Source organism: Singulisphaera sp. GP187 (assembly GCF_900129635.1).
Lineage (GTDB): Bacteria > Planctomycetota > Planctomycetia > Isosphaerales > Isosphaeraceae > Singulisphaera.
Genome location: NZ_FSRB01000003.1, coordinates 874143 through 892948, shown reverse-complemented (window position 1 = coordinate 892948; position 18806 = coordinate 874143). Strand labels below are relative to the sequence as shown.

Genomic DNA, 18806 nt, shown 5'->3' with positions numbered 1-18806 from the left:
CAAGCATTCCAACGACCCCACTTCACTTCAGGAGTGTGAGGGTCAAACGATTGTGCGCGGTTCCGCGTCCCATGGCTCTGGGATTTCCGGCTTGACGGCGAAGTGCGCCGGCTGTGTGGCACACGCTTGAGCGGTCGGGAGCGGTTTGCGACGTTGTGGCTGGACGCCCGTCTTTGCGCGTGGTCTCCCGCAAGCGAGTGTCTTCAGGCAATGTTCAGATCTTATAAGATTCTCCTTGGTCTTGTCAAGCAGTTTGGATGCACTTCCCCGATCGGAACGGTGGGGGGGATTCCCGCGAATATCCTTTGAATCCGGTGCTTGGGCCAAGTTAGAATGGGGCCTCGCCCTCCCGATCCCCAAGAGAGCGGACCGCGCCGGCCTCGTTCGCCCCGGCCTTGCCTTCATCCTGCCTCCCCGAGATGGGAACCTGCTTATGCCGTTCGCTCGTTTCAGGCGGACTCTGTCCGCTCTCAGTTTATTGGTGCTCGGATTGGGGGCCACGGCTTCAGGGGCGCTGCTCAAGGTCCCCGACGGATTTGAAGTCCGGCTCGTCGCCACCGTACCGGCGGTCCTCTATCCCTGCCAGGTCGGCACCGCGCCCGATGGCGCCTTGTTTGTGGCCGAAGACCCGATGGACCAGGTCGGGCCCTACGAGGCCAACCATGGTCGGATCCTGATCTTTCGCGATGGCAAGGATCCGGTCGTCTTCGCCGACGGTTTTCGCGCCATCCAGGGCATGGCCTGGCACGACGGGGCGCTCTACGTCTCGCACATGCCGTTCCTGAGCGTGATCCGAGACGCGAATGGCGATGACAAGGCCGAGAGTCGCAACGACATTTTTACGGATCTGGGGCCGACCAATAACCGCGGGCTCAACGATCACATCGTCTCGGGTATCCAGTTCGGAATGGATGGATATCTTTATATTTCCGTCGGCGACAAAGGGATTCCCAAGGCGACCGGGCCCGACGGCCGCACGATCCAGATCGTCGGCGGGGGCACCTGCCGGTGCCGCCCGGATGGGACCGGGCTCGAAGTGGTCTCGACCGGGACCCGCAACCACCTCGAGCCCAACCTCGACGATCGCGACAATCTCTTTACCTATGACAACACGGACGACGGACTCGGCTGGTGGACTCGCGTGACCCATCATGTCGACGGCGGCAGTTACGGGTATCCGTACGACTACCACGACCGTCCCGACCGCCATTTCCCCAGGATGGCCGAGTACGGCGGCGGATCTCCCTGCGGCGGGGCGCTCTATAAAGAGGACGCCTGGCCCGAGAAATATCGGGGCGTCGGGTTCTGGGCCGAGTGGGGGAAAGGGAAGGTTCATGCGTTCCGCTTCGTGCCCGACGGGGCGACGTTTAAGGTTGCCGAGGCGATCGACTTCGCGGTTGCCGATGGGATTTCCGACTTTCGGCCGATCGATCTCGCCTTTTCTCACGACGGTCGCACGCTCTACATCGCCGACTGGGGAATGGGCGGCTGGTCCAACAAGACCGAGAAGGTGGGCCGCGTCTTTGCGATCACCTACAAAGGGCCGGTTGAGAGTCGCTCGCGCGGCCTCGATGCGGACACGGTCGGCGACCAGATCAAGCAACTCGACCATCCTGCGTTCAGCGAGCGGATGCGGGCCCAAGCGGCTCTGGTCGCGAAGGGCCCTGACGCTGTCGAGCCCGTGCTGAAGGCGCTGCGCGACGGTTCGACCCCCACGCTGGCACGGCGGCATTTGATCTGGGCCGGCGCGGCGCTGAAGCCCGACCCCGCCACGCTCGAAAATGGGCTCGCCGAGGTGCTCAAGGCGTCCGAGGCCGACCTCCGCGCTCAGGCGGTGCGGGCGCTTGGCCAGTCCGGCAAACCGGCGCGACCCAACGCCGTGGCGCTCGCGATCGGCGGCCTCAATGATGCCGATGCGGCGGTCCGGCTCCAGGCCGTGATCGCGCTCGGCCGGCTGGGCGACGCCGAGGCCGTTCGGCCTTTGCTCCCGTTGCTGGCCGCCCCCGACGACTTTATCGCCCTGAGTGCGCGCCAGGCGCTCCGACGGATCGGCGACTGGAAAGCGGCGAAGCATGGGCTGAGCTCGGACAACCCGAAGGTCCGCGCCGGTCTCCTGGCCGCGATGGAGTTGGTCTACGAGGCCGACGCCGCCCAGGCGCTCGCCGAGTACGCCACCGCGGCCGGCAATGACGTCGACGAGCGGGCCAAGGCCGTCCTGTACCTCGCGCAGACCTATCGGAAGACCAGGCCCTGGGACGGACATTGGTGGGGGACCCGGCCGGCCGCCGGCAAGGCTCCGGCCAAGGTGCTCGACTGGGAGCGGACTCCGTTCGTCCTCGAGACGATTCGCAGCCTCCTGAGCGACCCGGCGGTCGCGGTCCGACTCGCCGCGGTCGCCGCCGTGCGCGAGACGGGGGATCGCGACGCACTTCCCGCCGTGCGACTCCTGGTCGATCGCGATTCCGACACCTCGATTCGCGTGGCGGCGGCCAAGGCGCTCGGTGCCTTGGAGGACAAGGAGGCGTTGCCCGGCCTGATTGCCACGCTCCGCGTTGCCGGCACGCCCGAGCCGGTTCGGGACGCCGCGTTGGAGGCCGTCGAGACAATCGGGTCCGACGTGGCCGTCAAGGCGCTCGTCGACCTGCTCGGGACCGGGGACACCGGCCCCGCTTCGCGGCGGGTTCGGCTGCTGGCGGCCTTGGGGCGATTCAAGGCTCAGGCCGCCGTGGTGACCATTGTCGGGGCGCTCCGGGATCCGTCGCCCGAGGTCCGTGCGGCCGCGGCCGAAGCCCTCGGCCGGATCGGTCAACTGGCCGGGGTCGACGTTCCGTTGCGGGCGTTACTGACCGATCCTGCGGTTGAGGTTCGTAAGGCCGCGATTACGGCCTTGGGGGGGCTGGCCGATCGCGAGGCGATCCCGGCGCTGATGGCCGCTGCAACTGCAAACGAGACCCGGTTCGAGGCGATGCAAGCCTTGGCCGCGATGCCCGACCTGCTGGCCTTGCAAGTCTATTTGGCCGGCCTGACCGACAAGAGCCTTGAAATCCGCAAGGTCTCGGCCGACGCCCTGGGGCGGATCAGCATCGACGCGGCCCCGGTGCTCGATCGACTCTCCGCCCGGCATGAACTTCCCCCAACGCTCTTGCCTGAACTGCGGAAAATCTACACCGCGCTTCAGCCGGTGACCGACTGGCACCTCGTCGGCCCATTCAAAATCGATGCCCCTGCGCCCATGTCGGTGGAACGACCCGTCGACCTTCAGGCTCGGTTCGTGGGCGCTCAGGGCGAACCGGTCGTCTGGAAAAAGGCCAAGCCGGCCGATCAGCAGGGGCGGCTCGACCTCCACAAGCTCTACTCAAATCTTGAGGACCTGGCGGTGTTCGGCGCCGCCGAGTTTCAGAGCAATGCGAAGTGGTCCGCGGAGATGGCCGTGGGCTCGGATGACACGCTGACCGTCTGGCTCAACGGCAAGCAAGTCTATGACTTTCAGGGACGAGACGGTTTTCGACATGACAGGAACCGGGTCAACGTCCTCTTGCTCGAGGGGACGAATCGGATTCTGGTCAAGTGCGGCAACCGTGGCGGTCCCTGGCAATTCGCCGTCGCGTTGGCGACCCCGGCGGACTATGCGTTTCTGAAGGTTCCGGCGGCGGTCGGATATAAACCTGAGCAGTTTCGGGCGTTCGCGATGGAGGGGCGAGGGAAGGCGGAGCGCGGTCGTTCGCTCTTTCAGGACTTGAAAGGCTTGGCCTGTATTCGCTGTCATGCCGTGGGCAAGGAGGGAGGGGCGGTCGGCCCGGAACTCTCGAGTATCGGCGCCAAGTACCCGAGGCACGAGTTGATTCAGTCCGTCCTCTACCCCTCCGCGCAGATCGCTTCGGGCTACGAGCCGGTCGTGGTGGCGACCGGGGACGGACGCGTGCTCACCGGGATCATCAAGAGTGATACCCCCGAGGCGCTCGAGATCGAGGATGCCGACGCCAAACGGGTCCGGATCCCCCGTGATCAGATTGACGATCGCAAGCGGAGCGATGTCTCGCTGATGCCGACCGGTCTGGCCGAGGGACTTTCCCAGCAAGACTTTGCCGACCTGATCGCGTATCTTGAGACCTTGAAGGAAACGCCGGCCAAGAACCCAGCTCCGTAGGCCGATCGGTACCAAAGGCGCGGCGTTTCAAGGTGTTCCGACGTTTGTGGGTGAATATGTCCGATCATACAGACGATGAGAATCCGCCCGCGTCCTCGAACCGCTCCAAGCGTGAGCGGAGTACGCGCTATCCCGGCGTAAGCCTGGCCGAGAGCCTGAAGCTCTGCGAGTCGATCGATGGCCTCGGTCTCGATGGGCTGACGGCTTCGGCGATCGCCTCGGCGCTCGGCTACAAGAACATCAAGACGAACACGTTCTCGGCGCGACTCAGCGCGGCACGTCAGTTCGGCTTGCTGACCCTGACCGGCGATGGCTATGGACTGACCCCACTGGCCCGGACCATCCTCCACCCGGTGGATCCGGCCGAGGTCCCTCAGCTTCATCGCCAGGCCTTGCTCAAGCCGCCCCTCTATGCGGAACTGGCCGAGCGGATGGGCGGGAAGCGGGTTCCCGACCCCGAAATCCTTGGCAACGTGCTCTACCATAACCACCAGATCATCGCCACGGCCAAGAAGCAGGCGGCCGAGGCTTTTCTCGAGTCGGCTCGCTTCGCCGGCGCCCTGGGGGCCGACCATGTCCTTCATCCGGACGGCCCCCTGCCCCCGTCCCCGCTGCGCCCCCCGTGGCTGCGGCTCCGGCTCCCGTCTCGGCTCCTCCCTTGCCCCGTTCTGCGCCGGCCGAGGTTCGCATCGACCTGCAACTCTGGGACGAGGATGAGGGCAAGCTGATTCGCGTCCGTTCCCCTCGATCGATCAGCGCGGCGAGTTTCGAACGCCTTCTTCAGACGTTCCGGCTCCTGGTCCGGATCAAAGACTGAACGCAAATCGGAGCGGAGCCGTTACGCCGACACTCCGGGGGCAATCGCTCTGGACGCCTCCCGGAGCCTTGGCGTAGCATCGGCCCGTTCTTTTTGAGACCGATGCGCGAGGGACCCAGGTCATGATCGACACGAGTAACAACGATGCATCGGAAGTTGGATTGGCCAAGAGGGCGTCCAGCGGGGCGATGACGGCGTTCATCATCCTGTTCGCGATGAATCTCCTCGACTACCTCGACCGCAATATCCTCGTCTCGATCCAGCCCCAGATCCGCGACGATCTGAAGGTGACCAACGAGCAGTGGGGTCTCCTGATGAGCGTCTTCCTCATCAGTTATTCCGTCTGCAGTCCGCTGATGGGTTGGCTGGGCGATCGCTACCGACGGACCTGGCTCCTCGCCTTCGGCGTGGGACTCTGGAGCCTGGCGACGGTCGGCAGCGGGCTGGCCCGAAGCTACGGGGACCTGATCCTGGCCCGGAGCATTCTCGGGATCGGCGAAGCCACTTACGGGGTGATTGCCCCCACGATTTTGATCGACGTCTTCTCACGCCATCAACGGTCCCGTGTCTTGTCGGCGTTCTATCTCGCGATGCCGTTCGGCAGCGCCGTGGGGATCGGCCTGGGGCCGCTCATCGCCAAGAACTACGGCTGGCACATGGCCTTTTACGTGGTCGGTGTGCCCGGCCTGGTCGCGGCGCTCTTCGCGTTCCTGCTCCCGGAGCCGGTGCGCGGGGCGAGCGAGGGAATCCCGGTCGATCGGCTCAAAGCCCATGAGAAAGCGGGGGCCACGCGCGAGGACTATTTCGACCTGATGGTCAACTCGTCCTACACCTACTCCGTCTTCGGCATGGCCGCTTATACGTTCGGCATCGGCGGAATGCTCGTCTGGGTGCCGAACTACCTGTTTAACACCCGGCATTTCGACCAGCAACGCGCGGGGACGATGCTTGGCGTCTGCACGTTCTCGGCCGCCATCGTCGGGATGACCTTGGGTGGCTGGCTCACCGATCGCCTGGCGAAAACGAGGCCCCAGGCCCTCTTCCTCGTGTCCGGCCTGAGCATGATCGCCTCGATCCCGTTCGTCCTTCTCGCCCTCTTCTTGACCTCGGAGCCGCTGATCTATGCCATGATCTTCGCCGCCGAAGCGCTGATGTTCGTTAATACGGGGCCGTGCAATGCGATCGTCGCCAACGTGGTTCAGCCCAACCTTCGGGCGGCCGCGTTCGCGATCTCGACGTTCGCGATCCACTTCCTCGGTGACATCTGGTCCCCTTGGCTGATCGGCAAGGCGGCCGATCTCTTCGGCGATCCGGAAACGATGGCCAGCTCCTACGGCCAGCTCCTCAAAGCGATCGGAGCGGTGCCCACCCAGGTGGCCGGTCATCCACCCGAGAATATCGTCGCGGGCCTCTTGATGGTGGTGCCCGCGCTCTTGCTCTCCGGGATCGTGCTGATCGCGGGAGCCCGCCACCTGCCGCGCGAGATGGCCCTGATGCAGGCCAAGCTCAAGGCCGCGCCCCGCCCTTCCCCGGCGCCGGAAACGACGGCTCTCTAATCGTGTCCGCTCCGATTTGGTAGGATGGCGTCGAAATTGGGTGCTCCTCGCCAATCGCCCCCGAAACATCGAGTCCAACGGCCCGATCTCGGGGTGACGAGGAGCGTCCGAAATGGGTTGTTCCCCCTTTTTTTGAGGCGAATTGTTTTCTCAGGAACTGTTTGACCATGACCGCACCCATTCGTATCGCCGTGACGGGAGCCGGAGGCCAGATTGGCTACGCTCTGATCTTCCGGATCGCCTCGGGCGGTCTCTTCGGGCCGAGCCAGCCCGTTTCGCTTCGGCTCCTGGAAATCACCCCCGCCCTGCCCAGCCTCAAGGGCACCTTGATGGAGCTCGAAGACTGCGCCTTCCCGCTCCTGGCGGATGTCCAGGCGACCGACCAGGCCACCACGGCGTTCGAGGGAGCGGACTGGGTCGTCCTGGTTGGTGGCCTGCCGCGCAAGGAAGGAATGACCCGCGCGGACCTGATCCGGGCCAACGGGCCGATCTTCACCGGGCAAGGCAAAGCGATCAACGACGCCGCCGGACCGAACGTCCGGATCCTGACCGTCGCCAACCCGTGCAACACCAACTGCTTGATCGCCAAGTCGCACGCCCCCAAGATCCCGGCCGATCGCTGGTTCGCGATGACCCGGCTCGATCAGAACCGAGCCGCCGCCCAGCTCGCGACGAAGGCGGGCGTCCCCGTCTCCGACGTCACGAACGTGACGATCTGGGGCAACCATAGCGACACCCAGTATCCCGACTACAAGAACGCCAAGATCGGCGGTGCGCCGGCGACCTCGGTCATCACCGACCCGACCTGGTTCACCGACGAGTATATCCCGGGTGTCGCCAAGCGCGGCTCCGCGGTCATCAAGGCGCGGGGAGCGTCGTCGGCGGCGTCGGCGGCCAACGCGGCACTCGACAGCGTCCGCTCGCTCTCGACTCCCTCGAAGGGGGACGACTGGTTCAGCACCGGGGTCGTCTCCGACGGCAGCTACGGCATCCCGGCCGGCCTGATCTACAGCTTCCCGATGATCTCCTCCGACGGCGGAGAATGGTCGATCGTTCCGGGCCTGAAGATTGATGAAGACGCCCGCGCCCGCCTCGATGCCTCCGCCAAGGAGCTCCAAGCCGAGCGCGAAGCCGTCAAAGACCTGCTCGGACCGGCTTCCTGAGCCCGATCAGGCCGTCGCAACCGGATGAATTTGAAGAACCAGGGACGCAAGTCTCTGGTTCTTTTTTTTATGGACTCATCAGCAGAATCAGTGGGTGTGTGAGAAAAAGATTCGGGAATATCGATGTGTGTTGTGTTGTTTGTTGGTTTCTAGCTCACGAATTGGGGCAAGCCATGGGGATATGCGACAAATGCGAAACAACATGAATAATGTTTGAAGTGTAGCGTGGGTCCGGCTATTGGCCGAGGCCGTCTTGGGTATGCCGATTTCCAGGGGGAGCCACCCCTGGAAATCGGCCGCGCGGTGAGCGCCGTGTCGAGCGGTCATCGTACCGGCGAAGGCCGATAGGCAATGGCGCGGCGGACGGCCGGGGGGAGCGGTGCGTTTTCTCCCTTGATCGCGCGCCAGAGGATCTCGTTCAGCTCGAAATCATCGATTCGATCATATTCGCTGAAGTCCATTTTCTGGGAACGATCGGCGCCATAGGCGACCGCGTCATTCACGGCGTTGAGGTCGATCTGAGCCGGCTTGCGCGTATACGACGTGATGTCAGGTGTGTCGTTGAACGACTCGAACATCGGCCGTGCGGCGGCGTCGAACTGGCTGAGCGGGGGCAGTCCGAGGATCAGCTCCATCGTGCGTATCATGCTGACGGTGCTGTATTGAGAGCTGTCCTTGTGGTGGCGCTTGGTATACGGGCTAATCACCAGGCCGACCGTCCGGTGGGCATCGACATGGTCAGGACCGTTCTGGGCATCGTCCTCGATGACGAAGATCGCGGTTTTCGGCCAGAGCTTACTGTGCGAGACCGCGTCGACCAGTCGTCCGAGCGCCTGGTCGTTGCTGGCGACGCACGCTTGCGGCGTGTAGGTGCCGGGCTTGGTGCCTGTCGTGTGGTCTTCGCCCAGGCTCATGACGATGAATCGGGGGAGATTCCCCTTTTTCTCATACTCGGCGAATTCCTTGAGGAAGGTTTCGACCCGATCGGTGTCGCGCACGTTGACGCCAATGCCGTAGTCGGGGCACATATGTCCGACCAGCCCCGGCACTCGTCCCTCGATCTTGGTCGAGCCGTCGGGTTGGCTGACGCGGTGGCCGTACTCGCCGTAGCTACGGTAGGTCAAGTTGTTCCGCAAGCATGCGTCCCAAAGGTATCCGGACGGGGCTTTTTGAAGGTCGCCGTCCTCATCATCACTGATCCCGGCGCGGGCCGAATAGGTCAGAGCCCAGTTCCGCGCGGTGTAGTCGGTGTTGTACGCCATCGTCGACCAGGGGTGGCCGTCGGCCGAAACGTGCCCGTTGCAGTAGAGGTTGTCGAGCAAGACGAACTCATCGGCCAGGGCGTGGTGGTTGGGGGTGACGGCTGCGCCGAACATGACCAGCGACGGGTCGCCGTTTCCGCGTGGGAGATCGCCGAAGACCTGGTCGTAGGTGCGATTTTCCTTGATGACGTAGATCACATGCTCGATCGGCGAGGGTTCGCCGACCTTGGTCGGGATGGCCGTCTTGCGCGGGTACGGGGCGTTGGTCAGCAAGCGGTCGGCGTAGGGGCAATTGCGGTAGACCGTCTCGGTGTATCCGGCGAGTTGCTTGTCGTCGGGGATCGGGACGATCGCCAGGGCGCCTGAGAGGGTCGTGCCGATATAGGGGAAGGGGAGCCGGCGGCTCCTACCAGGGGTTTCCTTCGGTTCTTGGTTGGTTTCAAGCTTCGGAACGGGGTTGGGCTTGGTCTGGTTCCCCTTGCCGATGCCGACCAGCAGCGATTTGCCATCGGGAGTGACGGCGACGGACGTGGGATACCAACCGGTCGGGATGTACCCCTTGACCTGACTGCGCCCGGCCGCTTCGATGTCGATCACGGCCACGCAATTGTTGTCGGCGTTGGCGACGTAAAGGGTTTCGCCGTCGGGGGCGATGGCCAGGGCGTCGGGGGTGCTCCCCTCGGGGGCCCCAGGGAAGAGCGAGGTCACGATCGTCTCGGTGATGATCCCGCGCTTCAGGTCGAGGACGGAGACACTATTGCTCGACGCACAGGCCACGAACAGGCGGTCATCCTTGGGATGGATCGCAATCTGGTTCGGGTGGATGCCGACCGGAATTTTGGCGAGTTGGCGGAGGTCCGTTGGGTCGATGGCAAGAATCGCGGCTCCGGCCCAATCGGAAACGTAGAGCCGTGAGCCGTCGCGGACCAGCGCCACGTCATAGGGGCGGATACCGGCCGGCGCGGACGCGCGCGGAGTGGCTTCGCCGGGCGTGAACGCCGTGATCGTCCCGGCCTCGATGTCGAGCGAATAGAGCGTTTTTCCATCCGGAGCGATGGCGAGCCCGCTCCGGAATTTCCGGTTCGACTTCGGTTGCCCCTTCGCCCGCGCGTCCGGTTTGGCTTCCGGTTCGTCGACCCGGGTGAGCTCTGGTCCTTTGAGTTGAAACGTATGAAGCCGGTCGCCGCCTCCGCCGGACCACCACACGCGATCGCCGGCCGGCTCCTTCGCCAAGCCGTACCAGCTCTGGAGGGCCGTCTCGCTCCCGACGGCCTTGGCCTCCTTCAAGTCAATCAGACTCAGTTGATGCGCGTTGAAGCCGCTCGTGGCGACGAGCGCGTGGCGATTGTCTGCCAAAGGAAGGATGTTCAGAGGCAGATCGGTGAGGGGAACCTGTTGACCAACCGGCGAGATCGTCCACCCATTGGGAAGAAGAAACCCTTTGTCGGTGGGGCCAGGCAACTTGGGGTTGTCCTGACCCACGAGGGCGAGCGGGATCGCCAAGATGAGGGCCAGGGTGGCGAACCGGGCCGCGGTACGTCGGCGCATGGAACGAATCTCCTGAGGGCGAGCCGAACGAAGCGGATCATCGCTTCGGCGGCAACCATGGTGACCGTCGGTCCTGCCCGGTGCCAGTGAGTTTTTCGAGAAGATTTCCTGGCGACAAGCAGGAATCGTAAATACAGTTAGTTTGGTTGGATTTTGAATATTAATCAAGTTGTAATCTATTTGAATGATAATTAGTGTTGGCCTTTTGGCTGATTTCGCTCGCCCCCAAAGCGAGTCGTCGGGGGAGGCCGTGATTCCTCGGCGTCGGAGAATTGCCTCTTCCTGGGGCTGGAGGCCGCTTCGAAGGTCGATCGCCTGGAGGCGGTCTGCCCCTCGGGACGGGTCGAAACCGGGAACGCCCTCAGGATCGTCGGGAGACTTCGTCTTGAAGAAGGAGGCGGTGCCGCTCCATAATCGCCGAAGCGATTCGAGAGCGTCGTTTGATTCGATCACCCTCGACACATGAAGGAGAATCTTGTGGCGGAACAGCGACTGGCAACCGTTCGCCTCGTGGACGAGTCGGAGGCCACCGGGGCGGTCGCCGCGATCTTCGCGGATATCAAGGCGACGAAGAAGCTCGACTCCGTGCCCAACTTCTGGCGGGTCCTGGCCACCAATCCCACCCAGCTCGAGCTGGTCTGGACTCGGCTCAAGTCGATCATGCACCCCGAGGCCGAGGGACGAACCGGTCGTCTCGACCCGTTAACCCGGGAAATCATCGCCTTGGCGGTCTCGGCGACCAACGGCTGCGCCTATTGCATCAACTCGCACACGGCGGCGGTCCGCAAGCTGGGTCTCGACGTGGAGGCGCTTGGCGAGGTTATGGCGGTGGTTGCGCTGTTCAACGGGACGAACGCGATTGCCAACGGCTACCAGATTGAGCCGGATGTGTTTCCGCCGTTGGATTAAAATAAACGTGTCGATGAGTTGATGTGTGCGAGGGGCGGGACTGGATTCTGAATCTGAGGAAGGAAAAAAGGGGACTGATTCCTCCGCGGCAAGGCCGCGGAGGAATCGAAAACCGGTCCATGGAAGGATCAGTTGTTGGGTCGGCGCTCGAACTTGACCTGGAACGGCTCTCCGGTCAGCTCTTTCCAGGAATTCTTCTGGTCGTCGGTGAGGCTGGCGATGGCCTTCTCGACCGCCTCCTTTCGAAGGGCCTGGCCCTTCTCCATTGCCGCTTGACGATCATCGCCCGCGCTCTGGAACAGTTCCTGGGCCTTCTTGCCGGTCTCCTGGGCGAGCTCTCGGAGCTTCGACTTCTGGTCGCCCGTCAGGTTCAGCTTTTCGGCGGTCGTGGGGTCGAGGAAGGCTTGCAGGCCCTGGTTCTGGCGGATGATCTGCTCGAGCCGGGTGATTTGCTCGGCCTTGAGCTCGCTCTTGACGGCGGCCTTGATTTCCTCGTTGGCCGCGCGCCTCAGCTCGGCACCTTTGGTCCGCTGCTCCTCCTGCGGGAAGTCCTGTGTCTTCTCGCGTGTTTTCGCGTTGATCTCGGTCACGATCTTCGAGACCTTCTCGGCCTGCTCGCCCTCGAGCTTCAGCTCTTGCTGAACGCTCTTGTTCGACAGCAGGCCGTAGCCGCCGAAGCCGCCGAAGCCCGCGCCGCGACCGCGGAGGCCTTGCTGGGCATGCGCGGGGGCGGCGATGACGACCGCCGCACCGAGGGTCAGAGCCATGATCCCGAACGTCCGCATCGTCGACCTTCCCTTCATTGAGGTTAAAACCAAAACGAGCTGGCTGCTGGAAATGTCTGCCGGCTGTCATCTTCGGACAGGCGGAAGCGGCTCGCAACATCCCACCGTTGGTTAAAGAGCGGCGGATCGTGGTGGAGTGGGCCAAGAATCCTCAGTCGAAGAGTTGAGTTTCGGTTTTCACGCGATCCGACGCCGGGGCGCGCGCCCGGAGGCGGCCGATCTCGTCCTCGTGGCGAGGAGCAAGATCGACCGCCTCCGGTTTTGGAACGACGAGTGTGCGGGCAGGTCGCCCGCACTCACTCCTGCATGCCTTACCACATCTTCTGGACGAGTTTGGCGATCTCGATGTAGACCGGGATGCCGATGGTCACGTTGTACGAGAAGGTCAGGCCGAGTGAGGCGGCCAAGGGGAGGGTCGGGCTGGCCTCGGGGATCGCCATGCGTTGCACGGCGGGGACGGCGATGTACGACGAGGCGCCACAGAGCACGGCGAACAAGACGTACGTACCCAGCTCGAACGGGGTGTGGGTGATGGTGCTGAACGCGTGAGCGACCAAGATCCCGATCGTGGCGAAGACGTTCGGGGCGATGATGCCGAACGCCACGAACGGCCATCCGGCCCGGCGCAGGTCCTTCAACTTTCGCGACGCCGTCATCCCCATCTCGAGCAGGAAGAGGCAGAGGATCCCCTGGAACAGGGTGACGAAGAAGCTATCGTCCGCACGAGTGACTTCGGGGCCCTGAAGACCGCTGATGAAGCCAATCGCGATCCCGCCGAACAGGAGGTACAACCCCGAGTTGAGGAACACCTCGTGAAGCAGTTTGCGGGAGAAGACTCCGCCGCTCTTCTTGCCATTTCCGTTGCCGTTGCCGTTGCCGTTGTCCGGGTGTTCCATCTTCTCGAGCGCGAGTTCGGTTTCGGCTTCGACGGCGTGGTCGGCGTGACCGTGCGAGTCGCCATGGGTCGGGATGGGCGCGACGGCCTTCGGGTCGTAGCCCACTTCGTCCGGCATGTTCCCGACGGCATCCATCCCTTGGTGGCGGAGCCGCGAGACGAGGTAGAGCGCCACGAGGCAGCCGGGAATTTCCATGACGGCGAGCATCACCGGCATGTAGGCGTCGTAGAGGATGTGGGTCGACGCCAGCACGCCCAGGCAGGTCACGAAGGTACCGGCGGAGTCGGAGCCGTAGTAGCCGGCGACGGTCGCCTTATCCACCTTCCTCATTTTCGTAAACGCATTGAGCGCGAGGTAGGCGAGGACCCCGATGATGAAGTTGGTAATGAACCCCACCGTCATGAACCCGAATACCGAGCCGAAGAGCTTCGGGTCCATCGCGGCGAGTTCTTCGCCGCCGTGCCAGCCGATCGCCAACAGCAGGTAGATCGTCAGGCCCTGGTAGATGACATACGGGAACTCAAACTTCACCTTGAGGATCGGTACCAGAAAGCCGAGGTAGAAGAAGAGCAAGAGCGGCTTGAATAGGTTGTGCCGGAAGTTGTACCAGAATTCGCCGAGGATCCCGCGCTGCGAGCTCGGACCATTCGCCGAGGCGCCGTGAGCATTCGCCGCTTCGTCGATCGCGACCTTCGAGGCGGTGATCGTGTTGGTGACGACGACTTTCGTGCCCGGCTTGAGCTCGTTGAGGACGATGCTCTTCTTACCGCTCGAGTCCAGGGTCTTCTTGGTGATGTTGACCCCGATCTCGGTCTTGCCCGCCTCGTCCGTCAAGATCAGTTGTTTGGTGACCGGATCAACGGATTTGACGGTTCCATGAATCTCCTCGGCCAGTGCGGGCAAGGTCACGATGACGAGGGCAACCAGGCCGCTGGTCATCGCAAGCAAGCGGAAACGACGGACGTTCATCGGCAAGTGCTCCTGGGAATTGTCCCGGCTGACGCGTCGGCGACTAAACGGCACGGGATACGTGGCGGGCTCGAGGGAGGGGGGGAAGTAGTCCTCGAACCGGATGAGCGGTCCGGTCGACGGACGGGTGGTTCTGGTTCCACGGCGCGGGTTGCCCGTGGGTTCGCAATTGTGGGGCCGAAGGCGATCAAGGAGAACCGAGGCTTTCGATGCGCCGGATTGGACGCGGCGGACCGAGAACTGCCGACGGAAGGGTCAAGAGTTCTCGAACTCGGGATGTCGTGAACTGAACTATGCATTTTGTCCCCGCCCCGCCACCCAAGAGGATGGGCGCACCAATCCCTTGCGCTCCGCCGTTTGACCCGTCCGTCGGTCGTACGAGTTTGTCTGATCCAGAAGGCCATCCTTCTCTATAGGATCAATTCAACCACGAACTCCGCTCTAAGTCTCGTTCCCCGGTTGGATCGTCGAGGAAAATCGAGCCTCGGTGATCTCAAAACGGGGATGACGTCAGCTAGTTCCGGACGAATCGAAGCATCGATCGACGATCGGATGAGGGGGGTCCGAAACGCCCGGATTATGCAAATTTTAAGGGTTGCAGAGTACGTTTTTTGGGGGGAGGTAAGCCTTTGGGGAAGAGTTCGACTTGGGTCACAAGTCCTTCCTCCTCAACGGCTCAGGGGGCATACGTACCATGTCCACCTTAGCGGGAATGGCGGCTTGTCGCAAGATGGTGTTGGGAAAGCTCGAGGGAAAGCAATCGCTCCGGGACGCTCAGAGGGCGATTCGCCGTGACCAAGGACGGTGTTCCGAGGCGGGACGGGTCTCCCACCGTGGTCAATTCGGAGGTCGGGCTTGTCCTCAAGGGCCGCGAAGCGGAGATCGTCGGGAAGCTTACTGAGGAGTCCTCCGAACCGTTCTGGGATGCCGTCCAGAAATCCGAACCCTGTTTGTTTTGTGCCAGGCCGTCGCCCTCACGAAGCTTCACGATGTCCGCGAGCGCGCAGTCAACGAGTGCTGTGGATCTTCGGGGACGGCTTGGACGATCGGTTCGTGACTTCCGTCCAGGACCAGCCCTACCACGGTGGCGGTGGCAAGCGGGTGTCCGGCAAGGACGGCCAGCGAGGCGATTTTCTCGCCGCGTCCGAGGCCGACCACCACTTCACGGTCCTTGTGGAGATCAAGCGACCCGACAGCCTGCTTGGAGAAGTCGAGCTCTGCCGGAGCAAGGTGCATCGGCTGGGCGAGGAGCGAATCGGGGGAGTGGCCCAACTCCAGTCGAATTGCCGCATCTGGGAGATCGAAGGCACGCGGGCCGACGGGAATCGGGAGCCGATGCGCCAGATGGCCTGCCACACGGTCCAACCGAAGGGAGTCCTCGTCATCGGCTGTACCTCACAGCTTGACGACACAGCGAAGCGAAACAAGTGCTTCAGTAGCCGTCTGCCGAATGTATAATCATACGCAAGTCTGTTGAAATAATCGTCAATGGCGTCCGACGAATTCGGTCAGGCGCGATCGTTGTCGTCAACTGTGTGCATGGAAACGGCTCTCGCGACGATTCGGAATGGCCCTGCGAGTTCAGACGAGGATACGCGCTCGTGATAGAGGCCTATTCCGCGAGGGAGAGTCGCCATTGCCAGCCACGTTTCCCGGTAGTCCCGCCGATTGGATCGGGTTCTCGCAGGTAGCGAAGCCTCGGTGACGGGGAGGAGGTGCCAGATGCTTCGATGAAATTGAGGTGTTATCATCGAGTGAGTTAAGCAATCGCGGGTCGACCCCCATGGTCGGTTTCTCGGGGAGTGGGTGATGGACGTCACACGTGTCCTGTTCGCATCGTGCCACGGCTACATCGATCCGTCGAGCGGGGCCGCCGTCTCAACGCGAGAGTTGATGGAGCTGTTCGCCTCGCACGGGATCGATGCCCGCGTCCTCTCCACGGGCGTTCTCGACTACACCAGGGAAACACCCCTCAAGGAGGTGCTTGACCGGCTCAATGCCCCCTACCGTATCGCTCGGGCCGCGCTGTCCGGGACAGGCGGCCCCATGCGGGACGGAACGCTCCGTGATGTTGAAGTCTACGACTTGCTACTGAATGGGGTTCGCGTCACCTTGATGCCGACGGCGTCGAGCCGAAGCGTCAAGGCCCCTTCAACAGTGGAGACAGCGTCGTTCCTCGACCTGGCCGAACAGGTCTTCGACCGGTTTCAGCCCCAGGTCTTGATGACCTATGGCGGCCAGCCGCTCGTCCACGAGTTGATCCGCCGTGCCAGGCGGCGGGGGATCGCCGTCGTCTTTCACCTCCGCAACTTCCAGTATACCGGCCGCAGCCTCTTCGAGGAGGTTGACGGCCTGGTCGTGACGACTGAATATACCCGACGACACTACGCCGCGTTGCTCGGCCGGGACTGCAAGGTGATCCCTAACCCGTTGCGTCCCGATCGCGTTGTGGCCGACGATCCGCAACCCCGGTACTTGACCTTCGTCAATCCGTCGCCGAACAAGGGGATGACGATTGTAGCGCGGATCGCTGTCGAGCTTGACCGCCGTCGCCCTGACATCCCACTCTTGATCGTCGAGGGCCGTACCACCGTCGACGGGCTCCGCCTCCTCGATCTGGACATGAGTCGCCTTCGGAATCTTCACCGGATGGCGAACACGCCCGACCCGCGCGACTTCTACCGGGTCACACGCGCCGTGCTGATGCCCTCACTCTGGCGGGAGAGCTTCGGTCGGGTGGCCGCCGAGGCCCTCGCCAATGGGATCCCGGTGCTCGGGAGCGATCGCGGTGCCCTCCCGGAAACGATCGGAACGGGGGGATTCGTCCTGTCGATTCCGGACCAGTACACTCCCGCCTGTGGCGAGATTCCGACGGCCGAGGAGGTCGAACCCTGGATCACCATCATCGAGCGGCTCTGGGATGACCCCGAATGGGAAGCGGCCCAGCGAAGCCGTGCCCTGCTGGCCTCTCGACGCTGGAACGAGAGCGACGTGGCCGATGCGTACAAGACTTACTTTGAATCGCTCGTCGCGTCGCCGGGGTCGTCCCAAGACCGACCGGATTGACTCGAACGTCACGGATTGCGTCGCCCGCAGGAGTCAACATCATGGCCGAACCCCGGATCGCCCTGGTCTGTCCCACCTACGGCCAGTTCGACTATGCGATGCGGACGATCGAGAGTTTCTCCCGTCATACGGCCGATCCGTGGACGTTCGTCGTCGATGACGCGAGTCCCGACTGGGGCGACCCCAACTGGCAAGAGTTCCTCGGTGCGGGCGCCCTGCCGATCACCGTACACCGCTTTCCGGAGAACGGCGGATTGACCCGTTCGTGGAACTGGGGAATCCGCACCGCGGTCGCGCGGGGAGCCGACTACGTGATCGCCGGAAACTCCGATATTCTCTTCTGCGAGGGGTGGCATCACGGTCTGATCCATGCCCTGGAGTCGGGTTATGCCCTTGCCGGGCCGATCACCAACGCCCCGGGGCGGACCGCAATGGCGCAAGCCCATGTCGCAACCTACTACCCCGGTTATCAACTCACTGATGATCCGGCCTATCTCGACTTCCTCTCGGGCGAACTCCGGACCCACTACAGGAACCGGGTCGTCGAAGCCAGGGTAAACGGTTTCTTTCAGATGGCTCGAGCCGAGGTCTGGCTAACCGGCCAGTTCGATGAGGCCCACATCTACCGACCTCGAAACGATTTTTATCCCAGCGGCGCACCGAATCCGACCCCGTTGATGACGTTCAATGAAGATGAACTTCAGAATCGGTGGTTCCACAGGGGCTGGCGATTTGCCGTCTGTCCCTCGTCCTTCATCTTCCACTATCGCGCGGTGAGCCGCGGACCGAACTATCTCCATGGCTCCTGGTTGCGACGAACCGATTCGTAAAAGGCCGAGATCGAACGTCGGAGCACCTCCCAGGGAATGACTGAGCGCAGACGTGAATAATTCCCCGCCCAGCCCTTGTCGGATCACGGAACCATTTGCCCGAACGGCTTCCCAGCTCAGCCTCGAGGAAGAACGTGATGTACCAAGAGCCGGTCTGACCGAGGTCAGACCGCAATGTGCTCCAGTCGGGGACGGTTGATGGAACCTGGTGCCTCCGTCCCGACTCACTCGACGAAACGAGCGTCGTTTACTCGTTTGGCGACGGCCGCGACGTGAGCTTTGACCGCGCTCTGATGGAGCGGATTGGCGCCGAGGTCCATACCTTCGACCTCAGGTTGATCTCGGTCCGGTGGATCCGGCGGCAAGCGATGCCGCTGCAATTCCAGTTCCACGACTACGGCCTCGCCGGGTACGACGGGATCGCTCTCTTCTCTTTTGCCGGAAACCCAGTGTCGTCTCCTTCATGATGCTCGATCTGGTAAGCAGCACGATGACCGTTCCATCGGCTCCCGACGATTCTGGAACTCCTGGGGCACAAACGAATTGATGTCGTCAATCCTGACATGAAAGGGGCCGAGTACGGCATCATTCCCAATATCATCGCCTGCTTGATGCGCATGAATCAATTGCTCATTGAGTCTCACGATCGATTCCTGAACGGGCCGAACCCGTATTCCCAGAGAACCAAGGCGATCGAAACCTTCGAAGCGTTGGGCTTTACACTGTTTCACGTTTCTAAGCGAGATCTGGAATACAGCTTCCTCCGTGACCGATATTGAATTCTAAGGATGCCATGGCGTGCCCGGCGCAACCCCAGGTCCGTGGAACCGGGATTGATTTGCCCGCGACTACCGGTCT

The 18806-nt window shown here is 62.9% G+C and carries 12 protein-coding genes; 9 read left to right on the top strand and 3 right to left on the bottom strand.

Annotated features, from left to right (window positions below; genetic code table 11):
- The first annotated feature begins 433 nt into the window (after positions 1–433).
- From BUS42_RS39595 to BUS42_RS39580, 4 genes are all read left to right on the top strand, one after another.
- Positions 434–4147, top strand: coding sequence for a PVC-type heme-binding CxxCH protein (locus BUS42_RS39595; protein ID WP_074317062.1), 3714 nt, complete (start codon positions 434–436; stop codon positions 4145–4147).
- 56 nt (positions 4148–4203) lie between these two features.
- On the top strand, positions 4204–4875 hold the full coding sequence (locus tag BUS42_RS39590) for a hypothetical protein (RefSeq protein WP_254054099.1): 672 nt from the start codon (positions 4204–4206) through the stop codon (positions 4873–4875).
- Between the two features lie 211 nt (positions 4876–5086).
- Positions 5087–6520 (top strand): spinster family MFS transporter, encoded by a 1434-nt coding sequence (locus BUS42_RS39585; RefSeq protein WP_074317060.1) that lies wholly within the window; start codon positions 5087–5089, stop codon positions 6518–6520.
- 167 nt (positions 6521–6687) lie between these two features.
- Positions 6688–7683 (top strand): malate dehydrogenase, encoded by a 996-nt coding sequence (locus tag BUS42_RS39580; protein ID WP_074317058.1) that lies wholly within the window; start codon positions 6688–6690, stop codon positions 7681–7683.
- Positions 7684–8006: 323 nt separating this feature from the next.
- Here BUS42_RS39580 and BUS42_RS39575 read toward each other — a convergent pair whose 3' ends face one another.
- Entirely contained in the window at positions 8007–10493 is a 2487-nt protein-coding gene (locus BUS42_RS39575; protein ID WP_074317056.1) for a bifunctional YncE family protein/alkaline phosphatase family protein, read from the bottom strand.
- A 492-nt stretch (positions 10494–10985) separates the two neighbouring features.
- Between BUS42_RS39575 and BUS42_RS39570 the strand changes: the two genes are divergently transcribed.
- Entirely contained in the window at positions 10986–11402 is a 417-nt protein-coding gene (locus BUS42_RS39570; RefSeq protein WP_315850762.1) for a carboxymuconolactone decarboxylase family protein, read from the top strand.
- Positions 11403–11530: 128 nt separating this feature from the next.
- Here BUS42_RS39570 and BUS42_RS39565 read toward each other — a convergent pair whose 3' ends face one another.
- Both BUS42_RS39565 and BUS42_RS39560 read right to left on the bottom strand, forming a co-directional pair.
- The gene (locus BUS42_RS39565; protein WP_074317054.1) at positions 11531–12187 is read right to left on the bottom strand and encodes a hypothetical protein; all 657 of its coding nucleotides are present in this window, start codon (positions 12185–12187) and stop codon (positions 11531–11533) included.
- Between the two features lie 311 nt (positions 12188–12498).
- Positions 12499–13707: a sodium-dependent bicarbonate transport family permease gene (locus tag BUS42_RS39560; protein WP_074317576.1), complete on the bottom strand. Its 1209-nt coding sequence runs from the start codon at positions 13705–13707 to the stop codon at positions 12499–12501.
- Between the two features lie 1398 nt (positions 13708–15105).
- Between BUS42_RS39560 and BUS42_RS39555 the strand changes: the two genes are divergently transcribed.
- The 4 genes from BUS42_RS39555 (at position 15106) to BUS42_RS39540 (ending at position 18415) form a co-directional block, all read left to right on the top strand.
- Positions 15106–15510 carry a Shedu anti-phage system protein SduA domain-containing protein gene (locus tag BUS42_RS39555; protein WP_159452352.1) on the top strand — a complete coding sequence of 135 codons (405 nt, stop codon included), beginning with the start codon at positions 15106–15108 and terminating at the stop codon, positions 15508–15510.
- Positions 15511–15861: 351 nt separating this feature from the next.
- Complete coding sequence (locus BUS42_RS39550; protein WP_074317050.1) at positions 15862–17118, top strand: glycosyltransferase; 1257 nt, start codon at positions 15862–15864, stop codon at positions 17116–17118.
- 41 nt (positions 17119–17159) lie between these two features.
- Positions 17160–17948, top strand: coding sequence for a glycosyltransferase family 2 protein (locus BUS42_RS39545; protein ID WP_074317048.1), 789 nt, complete (start codon positions 17160–17162; stop codon positions 17946–17948).
- 176 nt (positions 17949–18124) lie between these two features.
- Entirely contained in the window at positions 18125–18415 is a 291-nt protein-coding gene (locus BUS42_RS39540) for a hypothetical protein (protein ID WP_074317046.1), read from the top strand.
- Positions 18416–18806 lie beyond the last annotated feature (391 nt).